Genomic DNA, 12,920 nt, shown 5'->3' with positions numbered 1-12,920 from the left:
CTGGCGCACCTCCTCCAGCGAGAAGAAGGTGCGGTGGCGCAGTGCCGCCAGAATCCACCGCTCGGCCAGCAGCACGCCTTGCTCCACCTTCGCCTTGTCCCGGGGCTTGCGCACTCGGGCCGGAATCACCGCCGCTCCGTAGTGCCGCGCCAGCTCCGCGTACGTGGGGTTGAGGTCCGGCTCGTACCGGTTTGGCCTCGTCACCGCGCTCTTCAGGTTGTCCGGCACCCAGACCTGCGTCACCCCGCCCATGTACTCCAGCGCGTTGACATGGCAGGCCACCCACGTGGGCAACTCCTCGCTCAGCACCGGCTCCGCGTACGTGAAGTTGCTGGCGCCCAGCACGGCGAGGAAGAGCTTCGCCTTCTTGCGCTCGCCCGTCTTCGCGTCCAAGACGTCCACGCCGTCCCCGCTGAAGTCCAGGAAGAGCTTCTCGCCCGCCACGTGCGTCTGGCGCATCGTCACGCTCAGCGTCGCCGCCCACCGCGCGTACTTCTCGCAGAACTGGCTGAACTGGTAGCCGTCCGGTTGCTCCGCCTTGTACTCCTCCCACAGCAGCTGCTTCGTCACGTGCCTCTTGCGCAGCTCCAGGTGCATGCGCGCCCAGTCGGGCTCCGGTCGGCCCGGGCGGGGTGGACCCTCGTCGGCGAACAGCAGCCGCTCCAGCGCCGCGTCTTCGTCCAGCGCCGCCGGCAGCGGCCACGTCAGCTTCGCGGCCCGTACTCGGCCCAGGTAGCCGCTCACCGTGCTCGGCGACACCGAGAGGCTGCGCGCTATCGCCCGCGGGCCCAGCCCCCTCTCCAGGTGCAGCCTCAAAATCTCCCTCAGCTTCCGCATGGACAGCCTCTCTGCCGCCACCGCCTCCTCCTTTCGGAGGCGGCGTGGTCGGCGCTCTGTCCAGCGTCGTCAACGTTCCGGTCCGGCTTTCAGCCCGCGAGGTCCTCGGCCCTGCTCCAGCCCCACTGCTTCAACCTGCTACAGGTGTTCGGCTTGCTCCGGAATCGGTGTTCGGCTTGCTCCGGAATCGGTGTTCGGCTTGCCCCGGAGAGGGTGTTCGGCTTGCTCCGGAGAAGGTGATCGGGATCGTCCGGAGCACGCAGTGGGCATAGCGCCGTACAAGATGCCCGTTGAGAAGGCTGTAGCTGTCGAGCTTCCCGAACCACACGCCTAGCGGCGAGTTGTCCGAGCCCAGCTTGAGACTCCGGACCAACTGCCCCCAGTCGGAGAGCGTGTCCCAGTCCTCGCGCCGGACAACCCCGCCCTCCTTCGGCCCCCACACGCGTAGGCGCAGCGGAGTCCCAAGGTTGACGCCAAACTCCGGCCTCCGCTCGAAGACGAGGGTCGGCTCCACCTGGAAGTAACCTTCGTCCCTGCCCATGCCCTCGCGCGGCAACAACGCCCACGTCGCGGCCTCCACGCGAAGCAAGTTCGTCCAGCGCGCAGTCCGTGAGACCTCGCCTTGTTTCGGGCCGGGTGGGCTCTCGGCATCTTCCGTTGTGCTCTCGGGCGACGTCTCCTCCTCTATCTCGTCCACCTCTTCTGGCAATTGTGGTGGGTCCGCAATCTCTTCCGCCCCGGTCACTCCAGGCAGAACCAGCAGCAGCGCGACAATCCAACTTCGCATTCCTTGCATACACGTCTCCTGTGCGTGCCCCGGCATGAGGCACGAAAGACACACGTCTCCCGGTCGACCTGAGCGACTTGCGACAGGTCGGCGGTGAATCAGTTTTTGTGAAAGGAATTGGGTGCCGACGTCAGGTGGTCGGCAGGACTGCGGTCAGCTCAGCTACGCGCTTTCACCTTCGGTGACCGCGAGCCGTTCGCCCCTCGCAAGCCGGGCTGTCGTTGTGGCATCGCTATCGTCAGGAAGCGGGGTATCCATGCCCTCGGACTTGTTGCCCCCGACGGACTTCGCCACCAGGGCCGTCAGCTCGGCTACGGCATCAGCCTTCCTGAAAATGCCACCCATCCACGCGTCGATGTCCCCCACCAGCTCCCGCGCCGACTGGTAGCGCGCAGCAGGCGCCGGGGTGAGCAGCCTGCCGAGGAGCACGCGCAAGCTCTGCGGCAACCCTCTCGTCAGTGCGTCTACGTCAGCCTCAGTGAACGTGGCGGCCTGCCAGATGGCGGTCTCCACCGTCGGCTGCAAGCCCGCGAGCGTCGCACGTCGAATCGACCGTTTGATTCGGCGACGGCTCCGCTCCGAGAGCGCCGCGACCTTTTCAGGGGCAACTGGCGCATCGGGATAGAGCAGACACCGGCCGGTCGACAACTCCAACATCACGAGCCCCAGACTGAAGAGGTCTGAGCGTGCATCCACCTTCCCACCGAGCAGCGCTTCAGGGGACGCATAGAAGACGTCCCCTTGCGGACGGCGAACCGATGTTGTGAGGCGCCCCGGGAGCGTCGAAGTCGCGGCCCCGAAATCAGCGAGCTGAACCGAGCCGTCCCAGTCAAAGAAGATGCGGTCTGGGTCGACAGCTCGATGCACGATGTTGAGGGGCTTCCCATGCTCGTCCGTCGCGGAGTGTGCATGGTCCAACGCGTGCGCCAGTTGCGCGCCGATGAAGAGCGTCATCTCAGGCGTGAACCAGATGCCCAGCTCAGACACCATGGAGAGCAGGTCCGCGAGGGCATTCCCCGCCGGATGCTCCAGAACGGCGTACCAGTAGCCATGGACCTTATGCAGCCCCAACACCTTCAAGATGCTGGGATGGTCCAGGTGCTCGGCAATGCGAACTTCTTCCAGCAGCTTCGCTCGGGCGCGACGGACACGCCCTCCTGACGGGCCAGACTGGTCAGGAATCGCCTTGAGGAGAACCTTGCCGCGTGGATGCCCTTCGAGGGTCCGCCGCCGTGCCAGGAAGAGGCTCTGCCCGTGGTGGGCCGGCCCCAAGTGCTCCAGGAACTCGTAGGAGTACCCATCCGCCGAGAAGAGGATGGCCCCCCTGGGAAGCCCGAACTCGATTGCCTTTGATGCCATGCACGACCCCCTGCCGCGTGGTGACCTCGCGGAAGCAAAGTGCGCGCAAGGTAGCGCTGGCCACATTTGGGGGGAACGCCTCCAGAGGTCTAGTGCGCAAAAATGCGGAAAACGCAAAAACTGAGCACCCTACCTGATAGGTCCTCTCGGGGCACTCAAGGCCAGCGGTCCACAACGAACCCGCCCCCTCCGTTGCTCGCCTGAACTCGGCCGTCCTCGTATCCGTATGCGGTCATCTCGACGACGAAGCACACGGGTCTCTCGTCCTGCCCAGGCAGCCTCACGCGGTCGTAGCGGACAACCAGCGCAGGTCCTTCCGACCGGCCCATCTTGTCGGAGAGGTAATACGCCTTTCCATAGAAGCGTGTCCCGGGTGGAGCCACCTGCCGTTGCCTAGGTTCAATTCCCTTCGGAACCACCCCTTCAACCTCCGCCCCCGCAGTGAACCAGACGCGTTCACTGCGCTTGTAGCGGCTATCCAGCGTAACCAAGAACGCCTCGTTGACCTCCCAACGCAGGTCCTCCCGCATCGCCTCTTCGGCCCCGGCAGGACAGGTGAAGGACTCGGGCCGGATTTGCGCACCCGGGCAACCCGCGGCGAGGGCCGCAACGAGCGTCATCGTCGCGCACTCGACGCCAGCGGTGGTCCTCGCCCGCCCGCGCGTCTGGCGACCTTGGGGCGGAACCTCGGTTGTCGGAGCGTTCTTCACGATGGGACCTTCCTTCTGAACCTGGGCAACAGAATCCGGGCCCTTCTGCGCCACGGCTGCGGGACTGAAAAGGGACATAGCAGGGGGAACCGAGTGCGGAGGGGTCGAAATCGGGGCCACAGGAACGGGCCAAAGCCCCTCGGATTGAGGTTGGAGGGGGGTGGATGGCACGTCGGGGGAGCGCCAGAGAGCCCCAATCGCGACCAGGACCCCCACGGACGCAAGTGCGGCAAGCCCCCGCGCCCGCACGCCGCTGAGTCGGTTCCTCGTCCCAGGCCCATCCGTTGCCGGTACGACGGTCCCTTCGACGGTCGCCTCGACTGGGAGCTGTTCCGATGGGGGATGGACCGGGCGCTGGAACTCTTCGCTCGGGTTGGCGAGCAGATCCCCCAGCTCTCGGCGTAGAGCCTCTGTGTCGACCGGTCGCCGTCCAGGTTCGCGCGACAGCATGCTTCCAACGAGGTCGCTCAGAAGCTCCGGCACACGGCGATTCTGGACGCGCACGACCGGCGGTTTGAGGCTTGGACTGTTGAGCGAGACTCGTACAGCGGCGGCCGTTGGTCGCGGGTCGGTCAGGAGGTCAAAGAGCATCGCCCCCAACGCAAAGACTTCATCGGCGACCTGATACGCGTACCGTGCTCGATGCGGATCCTTGTGTGCCATGAGCCAGCGGAACTGTTCTGGTGCTCGAAATCGGTCTGTCCCAGGTGGCAGGCCGCTATCCGTCAGCTCTTCGGCGGCGGCGAACGTCGCGCAACTGAAGTCGATGATGACGGGCTCTCCGTCGCTCTTGCGAATCAGTACGTTGGAGAGCTTCAGGTCGCGATGCAGAATGCCACGGCTGTGCATGTACGACAGCGCGCTTGCGAGCTTATCAAAGACTGTCAAGAGTTCACGAAAGGTCGGATGCTTTCGTTCCGCCCACTCGGCCATCGTCCAGCCTTCAACGTAGTCCAGGGCGAGATACACGTTCCCTCGCTCAGAGTAGCCATACCCCTGATGCCGGACGATGTTCGGATGGTCCAGCAACAGCAGGGCCATCAGCTCCCGCATTGTTCGGGCATGAGTTTGCTTGTCATCTCCGCTCGAATCCCTGTGCCGTGCGAGCTTGAGGGCACATCGGCGCGGCTGCTTCTCGACGAGATAGACGATGGCAAACCCGCCATTGCCGAGCTCCTTCACCACGGTCCAGCCGTCAATAGACATCCCCGATGGTGTTGAGGACTGAGGAACGGTCACTGCCCCCCTCCCGCGCCTGCCTTGGGAAAGCGCACGTTGTGAAGTACGAGCGTGCGGTCATCCCCCAAGACTTCCACTGTGAACACGGGATTGGCACTCAACTGCGCCACCTCCGCGACAACGAGCACACGCTTAGCGCTGTCGGGCAAGATCGCATCATCACCATGAATCACAACACGAGCGCGCAAGGGGAGCCCAGCACGGCCAGTAAATACCGCTTCGCGAGGGAGCCAAGAACGCTGTCCAGCAGAGTTTTCGACACGCATGTCGACGAGCACCCACCCCTTGCTTCGATACGCCAACGCGGCAGTGACTGCAAAGCCTCGTGCTGGAGCTTCGTGGCTCTTGATGGGTGTCACTGTGACGCCCTCCTTGTCCACGAGCCCCATCAACAGGAGGTCTTCTGGCTTGGTCTCGCGCGGAGGGGCATCGGGACACACTTCGGCTTGCTCTGAGCGGGTAACATCAATGCGTAAGTCGACTTCGGCAGGGTCTGTCAGCAGGACGAAGGCAGCTCGTGAAGGCGAACGACCATCCGCGAAGTACACACCAATCTCGTAGCGCTCTCCGTCCGGCAGGTCGGCCACCGGCTGGACGATGACTGACCGCTCCCCGGCATCCAGCACCCGAATCCGCGTCTCGTCAAAGGTGAGAGTCTTCCGGTTGATGGGGGACGGAAAGAGGAACACAGTTGGTGTGCCATGGGCGACCCGGACTACAGGAATCGGCTCCAATGGGCTGCCTGTGACGGCCACCGACCGCTCCCGCTTCACACGCTCAACCTGTGCTGCCCTTGCAGGCGCCGCAGCTCCCCACACGAGCACGAGCGCGAGGGCCAATCTTACCGGCTGGTTCAATGGCGCATGACCTCCACGGTCCAACGCTAGCACCGGAAGACTCGCGCAAGAGGACTAAGTGGAGCCGAGCCCTTTGCACCCGCCAGGCGACCTGTGCCTTGCACCCCTGGGGAGGCTGCGGTGAGTGCCGCAGTGTCACGGCGTAGCGAGGTCCCAGACCAACCGCGCCGATTCCACAGTCACCCCTTCTCAATTCGCGAGCCTCGCAACGGCGAACCCGGCACCGAGCCCGAGAACCAACGCCACGACGGCGACCGTGAAGGACACATCACCAGCCTGTTGGCGCAGTGCTTCGTTCTCGGCCCGGAGCCGCTCAATCTCGGCAGCGGTACGGACACAGCGGATCTCGGACAACCAGCAGCCGCCCTCGACTTCGACGGCTGCCGCACCTCCATCCGGAAAGAGCTGGGCGCGCTCGACGCTAATGATCTCCGAGCCCGAAGCAGGAATGCGACGAGCAAGGCCAGTACGAGCGCGCCGAGCTTGACCGGTCGCCCCGCTTATCTAGCTGATTAAGCACGACAATCGCCGCGGCCTTGCCCACGACCTGGCCGCCGGCAATCTCGCCCGCCTGCTCGGCGCTCTCAATCGCGGGAGTACGGTGCCCTAACCGCGAGCGAGACGCCGAGCACCCTGCCGCCCCTGTCCGTGTTGAAGAAGGGAATGAACGTGGGCGTGACTCGGGCTACTCCCACAATCCTCCTGCCTCAGTTCCAGGTCGAGTGGAGATACTACGGCGCGAACTGGCGGCTTCCCAACCTCGCGGGCGGCAGGTGGTTCCGGGTGGGTCTGCCGGTGCTCCACGTCGTCACGTACAACCAGCTCTCCAGTCAGGAAGCGACGAACCTGCTGGAGCGCATCCGCCCTGACCTCGTCATTCTCAACGAGGCGCACAACATCAAGGCTCCGAAGTCCACGCGAACGGGCCGTTTCCTCCGCTACTTCGAGGAGCACCCACGGACGCGCCTCGTGGCGCTCTCCGGCAACTTCGCGTCCAAGAGCATCAAGGAATACGCGCACCTGTCACGGCTGGCGCTGGGAGAGGGCTCGCCCCTGCCGCTCGCGCACCACGTCGTGGAGGAGTGGGGAACCGCGCTGGACCCGGGCAAGGTGGTAGCCCCTCCGGGCGCACTGGAGCGGCTGTGCGAGCCGGGAGAACACGTGCGCGAAGGCTTCCAGCGCCACCGCAACGCGACGCGCGGCGTGGTGGCCACGGAGGAGAGCGCCCTGGACAAGCCGCTCATCATCAGGGAGCGGAAGCTGGGGCCCGTGCCCGCGCAGCTTCTCGCCCTCATCGAGTTGGCGCACGCAGGCGAGCGTCCGGACGGGGAGCAGTTCCAGGAGCAGTTCCAGGCCGTGGCCTGCACGCGACAGTTGTCGGCGGGATTCTACCACCGCTGGCGCTACCCGCGAGGCGAGCCGCCAGAGTTGATTGAAAAGTGGTTCGCACGGCGGAAGGCATGGAACAAGGAGGTGTGGGAGGAACTCAAGGGTGTGCGCCGCGAGCACCTGGACTCACCAGGGCTGCTCACCAAGGCAGCCATCCGCGCGCACATGTCACCGCCTTACGAGGGGGACAAGCCAGTCTGGCACGCGTCGACATGGCAGGCATGGGCAGAGATTCATGCCGCCGTCCAGCCCGAGCCCCAGGCGGTTTGGGTGTCGGACTTCCTAGTGAGGGACGCGGTGGAGTGGGCGCGCTCGCAAGCGGGAATCGTCTGGGTCGAGTACCCGGAGCTGGGGGAGCGCATCGCCAAGGCAGCGGGTGTGCCGTTCTACGGTGGGGGCAAGACCGCGTCCGAGGCCATCCTACGAGAGACGGGAAAGCGCTCTGTGGTGGCTAGCATCAAGGCGCACGCCACGGGGAAGAATCTCCAGCAGTTCTTCCGAAACCTCGTGGTGACGCCACCTTCGGATGGTGCAACGTGGGAGCAGCTCCTCGCGCGGACTCACCGCCCAGGTCAGCAAACACCCAGGGACAACGTATTGGTGTACCTACACACCCAGCCTCATGTTGCGGCTCTTACGACTGCAATTGACCGCGCAGTTCGTCATGGAGACAGAAGGGCAAGAGCAAAAGCTCCTTATTGAGACCACAAACACCACATCACTCGGTTGACGCAAGTCCGCGCCAACCAATCTAGGAATCTCAGGCTAGACGACATTACCCCACCCACCTATAGTACCTGCATAACTCGAAGGACGCTGCACTCGCGCATGTCCCATAAGCGAGTGTTGGCAGAGGGACCAGGACACCAATGGGGGAAACATCTACCATTTCAAGGATGGCAGAGAAGATTTCCAAGGAAATCTTTAGCACTCTTGGATGGACCATCGTCGGCCCACTCAACATGGACTGGGAATGCTCGACGCTCCAGCATCAATCGCCCGGAGGCCGAGGCACCCATCCATCAGACGTTGTTTTTAGATACGAAGACCCATACAGCAACCAGACAATCTTCGTCAACACCGACCTCAAGAGCTACGGAAAAACATCCATAAAACGCTCCGAACTCATAAAAACCATCAACAGCCTAGCCCAAGACACAGACTGCACAAGAAGAAGCCGCACATGGCAAGAAAGATTTGTCCCAGCCGGCATACAATACACGACCGTCGGCATGCTATTCATATACAATCACGACAATCAATACGAAAACGACTTTCGCGATACGTTGATTTCAATCGACTCAAAATCAATCGACATAGCCCCCGACCTACAGCTCTTTGTTTTTGGCCCGGAAGACGTCCTATACCTCCTAAATCTCGTTTACGACATGGAGCACCTCAAGTATCAAAAAATAATCCCCACCAACAGCGAATGCCGATTCTTCTACCCTCAACTCATCCGGAAACGAGCACACACGCAATATTCAAAGACCCTCACAATAGATGCCCTAACATCCCCCTGGCAGATATACACATTTGACGACACCGAACAACAAAGACCAATCAAGGGGAGGGTCGTCTACGCACGAAGCAAAGGAGCTTCCGCCGACGAGTTTAAGTATATATTTGACTACCTCTTTCGATTCCAGCTCATCGACTCGGACACTCGAATAATCTTCAGATTCCCCTATGCATCCCGCGAGGCGCCAAGCATATTCAACAGCGCTATCGAAAGTTACGTGCTAGGCCTTCCTGCGGCACTACATATTCACTCACTCCTCAAGAAAATCTCGTTCGACCCACCTAACCGCATGGTCAACAACTTCAACGCCGAAGCCATAGGAATGGAAATGAACGATGACTAGCCTCACAAAAAGCTCGCTCTACTACGCAGACGATAAAGACATCTACGACTTCCTTCTCAACCACCGCAGAGAAGTCCCATTCAATGCCCTACTTGAGATTGCTCGCTCCCGGGGCATTCTCCTCTCCCAGTCGGACTCACACGAAGAAATTGCCAGCTACATATCAAGCCTAACGTTTGACTGGCCCCACCTATCGCAACTCTACGAAAGAGTCCAAACCGCAGATCGCATCGAAAAAACCTCAAGCATCATCCTGACGTCCACGGTAAGCCACAGTCAACTCACGGCCATCATTGATCAGACATCAAAAAAGAGACAACTAGGCGGAAACGAAGCATACCGAATAACGCAGGGGGGCAACACGACAACTATCGAGGTCACATACTCCGAACTTCCAGACCCATCAAAGAATCGCCTGGAACAGCGGCGCGAGCGCAAACTATCGATCTCGATCACTCCCCAAGACGATGGAATTCACGTACGCCACGACGCAAACAAGAGAGCCGACGAGATAATCACGTCCATCACATCCGCCATAGAAAACAAGACAGGGCAACCTGTCGAGAAAGCTCTAATCGAGCTGTCTGGCATAAAATCCCCCGACAGCCGCACAGGCTTCTTTCTGACCCTCATGCGAAGCATTACCGATTGCCGACTCGTCGACGTCACACACGTAAGCGTCGACAGAATCAGCGAGGAGTCAGACGACGAAGAATCTACTCAGCAATCGGACGACTCCCACACCCCTCAGCCCACACGCCCCCGCACACGCCGTGATCGCAAAATGACAGGGCTCGTAAGATCATGGCTCAAAGGCAATGCACTACTACAAACGCGACACTATCAAGACCTCATCAAGGAAGATTTCTTCATTAGCCACGCCATCTGGGTTGTCGAGCGAGAAAAAGGGCCTGCGCGCCAGATCATCTTCGAGGCAGAATTCGGCAATCCAAATGCAGCAACTGGATTCCGGTATCACCTAAAGGGAACTTTCGAGAAGAAGCGCGACGGCCAATGGCGGACGACCTCTTCTCCAGTAAGTGACAGCGACCGTTCCGAATTTTCGGGACTCATAGAGATGGCTGCACGCAAAGCACTTCAGGCAGCTACTTCCGACACGACTGTGGCAATCGAAGCATTCGTGCCACCCGCTGCGGCGGGAGGGTAAATGGGATCGCGAGCACGCTGGTTCGTTTCAAACATTGGCCCGAACACACTCAGAACGCTCGGAGACAGCATGCTTGGCGACCAGTTTCGACAAGGTGGAAGCTCCGGTTTTCGCATGCGCCACGTTCGGCCTGACTTACTTGAGGGTAGTTTTATTGAGCTAATCGAATCGACCGAAATGCTTGAGGACCCATTCGGAAAAACCCAGGAACTAAAATGGTCCGAGTACCGACAAACAGCATTTCGCATTACAACCACAACTCCATCAATCGAAATTTTCGAGCCATTCCGTACTCACCGAAGCCTGCTTGACCGTATTTGGGATTATTCCCAGGGCTCAATTTATATCGAGCCTGCGCGCATTCGCGTAATCGACTGGCTAGGCAAAATTGAGTCAGAAATTGGTCGAGTAACAGTCACTACGGTCAAAGCATCGGACTTAACAATATCCAATACCGTCTCCGCAAAAATCGAACTCACCGGTTCATCCGACGTTCGTCGCCACTTGACCGCACTCTCAGGGGCAAGACCTATCAAGATAGACCGTGCGGAGTTTCGATTCAAAATAGCGCCCGACGAATACTGCTGCGAAATTTCAAGCGAAGGTAAGGCGACTGTTCACTCTGGACTCCCCTCTCGGGCGTTCGCAATACTTCGTTCATGCCTTACATTGTCACTCCCCCTCCAAGCTCGAACTCGAACAACAGTCTAGCAATACATGCGGGCTCCTAGAAACTGCTCTACCGAGACACCTCCGAAAAGCATCCCCATCAGGGAGTATGAGGACGTCCTCTCGACGTCCCGCCAACTGACCGGGAACACGGGACATGAGCAACGCAGCACTCGCACGAATCGCCACCTCTCAGGCCACCCTCGCCGCGCAGTACCTCAAGGCTGGCCGCTACCGCCTGGAGGTGCAGTTAATCCGCACCAAGGACGGCTTCAAGGGCCTGTCCGCCATCGCTGAAATCAAGGTCGTGACGTCCGAAAGGACCCAGCCCACCACCGAGCCCACGCGGCCCGGCCTCGTCGCCAGCTACGTGGAGAACCTCTCCGACTCGAAGAAGAACGGAGGCGGGCGCTTCAAGGCGTTCCTCATGGCCCTGGCGGGTGCCGAGGAGCACGATGTCACGCCCGACTTCATCGCCAGGTTCACCGAGGCGAAGCAGGCTGGCGCCTTCCTCCTGGTGGACTGCGACGTCTTCCCCAAGACGCTCCCCGAGAAGGACGGCAAGCCCGGCAAGGTCATCGAGGGCTGCCGCTGGAGCAACGTGAGCCTTACGGACACGGAGCTGGCCGCCATCGAGGCCAAGCGCGCCGCCGCGAAGCTCCCGCCTCTCGCTGACGCCCTGGGCTGACGTTCCCTCACCTCTGGACTTCTTGGCGCTCTCGCAGGGCGCCCGGCTGGCCCACGTCACGGGCCTTTCGGTGTTGTGCCTGTCCTCTTCAGCTTCGACACCGAGACGTACCCGATTCAACCCGGACTCCTGGCGCCGCCGCTCGTCTGTGCATCCATCGCCCAGGAAGCGCCAGGTAGCGAGCGACTCCTCTCCGCCGCCCAGGCGCGCACGTGGTTCCGTGAGACACTCCGCGCGACGGACGTCTGCCTGACGGGCGCCAACCTCGCCTACGACCTGGGCGTCATGTGTGCGGATGACCCGCGACTCGTGGACACCGTCTTCGCCGCTGCCGATGCGGGCCGCTTCCATGACGTGGCCATCCGTGAAGCCCTTCTGGACATTGCCCGGGGACTCCATGGCGTGGACCCGGAGACGGGGCGCCCGCTGGGAGACGACGAGGGCGCTCGCTACCCGCTGGCCCTCCTGGCGCGGCGCCACCTCGGCCTCGACATCAGCGCGGACAAGCACGCCCCCGACGCGTGGCGCCTGCGCTACGGCGAACTGGATGGGGTGCCACTGGAGCAGTGGCCCGAGGGCGCCGTGAAGTACCCGCTGCGCGACGCCCGCCTCACGCTGGACGTCCACCTGTCCCAAGAGCGCGCTGCGTCCGGCATCCCCAACGGCGGCAACCTCCACGCGGAAGGGGACCAGGTCCGCGCCGCCATCGCGCTCCACTTCGCCTCCATCTGGGGGATTCGCACCGGCGCCGGACGCGTCGAGGAGCTGCGCCTCCGCGTCGAGCAGGAGTGGAAGGCTAACCGCGCTCACATCCAGGCCAGCGGCATCTTCCGCGCCAATGGCACCAAGGACTCCAAGCGCCTCGCCCGACTCATCACCGCCGCCTTCAACGGCGCGCCTCCCGACACCTCGCCCAGCGAGCGATTCCCCGACGGCCCGGTCGCAGCCGACCGTGACACGCTGCTCGGCTGGGGTGACGGGCTTCTCGAAGACCCGCGGAAGAGCGGGCGCGTCGACGAGTACAAGTCGATTTACCTGGACGTCGTCGAAGCCAGCACCGCTCTCCCGGTCAACCAGCGCTTCAACGTGCTCGTCTGTCGTTTCAGCAAAAAACCGGGGGGTACGCCGCACATAACGAGCCCCTTCGTTTTCCCTGAGAATTTTTCGAGCGTGGAGGACCGCCAAGCAAGGTCCAGAGCGGCCACCCCTCGGAAATCCGAACCAGGGGGCATGCCTGAGCCATCCCCAGAATCCGCACCATCTATCAGGGGCTGGGCACCATCAGCCGTGACCGGAAACGGCGTGGAGATGGTCGCGTGAACCATTCGCAGAAACCGCACGCATTTACGTGG

General features: G+C 61.8%; 10 protein-coding genes and 1 pseudogene. 5 read left to right on the top strand and 6 right to left on the bottom strand.

Translation table 11 applies throughout. The annotated features are described in order from the left end of the window. The 6 genes and pseudogenes from istA to FL311_RS46235 form a co-directional block, all read right to left on the bottom strand. Positions 1–837 (bottom strand): IS21 family transposase (gene istA / locus FL311_RS02510; RefSeq protein WP_141323182.1); only part of this gene is annotated, 837 nt, incomplete at its 3' end. A 130-nt stretch (positions 838–967) separates the two neighbouring features. Further along, a complete protein-coding gene (locus tag FL311_RS02505; RefSeq protein ID WP_141323181.1) occupies positions 968–1,624 on the bottom strand; it encodes a hypothetical protein in 657 nt (218 codons plus the stop codon). A gap of 162 nt (positions 1,625–1,786) precedes the next feature. Beyond that, positions 1,787–2,983, bottom strand: coding sequence for a protein kinase (locus tag FL311_RS02500; RefSeq protein WP_228556632.1), 1,197 nt, complete (start codon positions 2,981–2,983; stop codon positions 1,787–1,789). Positions 2,984–3,138: 155 nt separating this feature from the next. Then, positions 3,139–4,899 (bottom strand): serine/threonine-protein kinase, encoded by a 1,761-nt coding sequence (locus tag FL311_RS02495; RefSeq protein ID WP_141323185.1) that lies wholly within the window; start codon positions 4,897–4,899, stop codon positions 3,139–3,141. A gap of 29 nt (positions 4,900–4,928) precedes the next feature. Continuing rightward, entirely contained in the window at positions 4,929–5,789 is an 861-nt protein-coding gene (locus FL311_RS02490; protein ID WP_141323179.1) for a DUF2381 family protein, read from the bottom strand. A gap of 189 nt (positions 5,790–5,978) precedes the next feature. Further along, positions 5,979–6,256 (bottom strand): annotated as a pseudogene (locus FL311_RS46235) (hypothetical protein). 196 nt (positions 6,257–6,452) lie between these two features. Between FL311_RS46235 and FL311_RS02480 the strand changes: the two are divergent. From FL311_RS02480 to FL311_RS02460, 5 genes are all read left to right on the top strand, one after another. Next, a complete protein-coding gene (locus FL311_RS02480; protein WP_228556631.1) occupies positions 6,453–7,880 on the top strand; it encodes a helicase in 1,428 nt (475 codons plus the stop codon). Positions 7,881–8,074: 194 nt separating this feature from the next. Beyond that, entirely contained in the window at positions 8,075–9,043 is a 969-nt protein-coding gene (locus FL311_RS02475; protein WP_141323178.1) for a hypothetical protein, read from the top strand. Then, complete coding sequence (locus tag FL311_RS02470; protein WP_141323177.1) at positions 9,036–10,211, top strand: hypothetical protein; 1,176 nt, start codon at positions 9,036–9,038, stop codon at positions 10,209–10,211. Before FL311_RS02475 ends, FL311_RS02470 begins: the two co-directional genes overlap by 8 nt. Before the next feature lie 826 nt (positions 10,212–11,037). Continuing rightward, positions 11,038–11,568, top strand: a complete 531-nt coding sequence (locus FL311_RS02465) for a hypothetical protein (RefSeq protein WP_141323176.1) — start codon at positions 11,038–11,040, stop codon at positions 11,566–11,568. A 309-nt stretch (positions 11,569–11,877) separates the two neighbouring features. Then, the gene (locus FL311_RS02460) at positions 11,878–12,888 is read left to right on the top strand and encodes a hypothetical protein (RefSeq protein WP_228556630.1); all 1,011 of its coding nucleotides are present in this window, start codon (positions 11,878–11,880) and stop codon (positions 12,886–12,888) included. Positions 12,889–12,920 lie beyond the last annotated feature (32 nt).

Origin of the sequence: Myxococcus sp. AB025B, assembly GCF_006518215.1 — a bacterium.
Classification (GTDB): Bacteria; Myxococcota; Myxococcia; order Myxococcales; family Myxococcaceae; genus Myxococcus; species Myxococcus fulvus.
The sequence above is the reverse complement of the archived record's forward strand: the minus strand, read 5'-3'. Positions and strand labels throughout refer to the sequence as shown.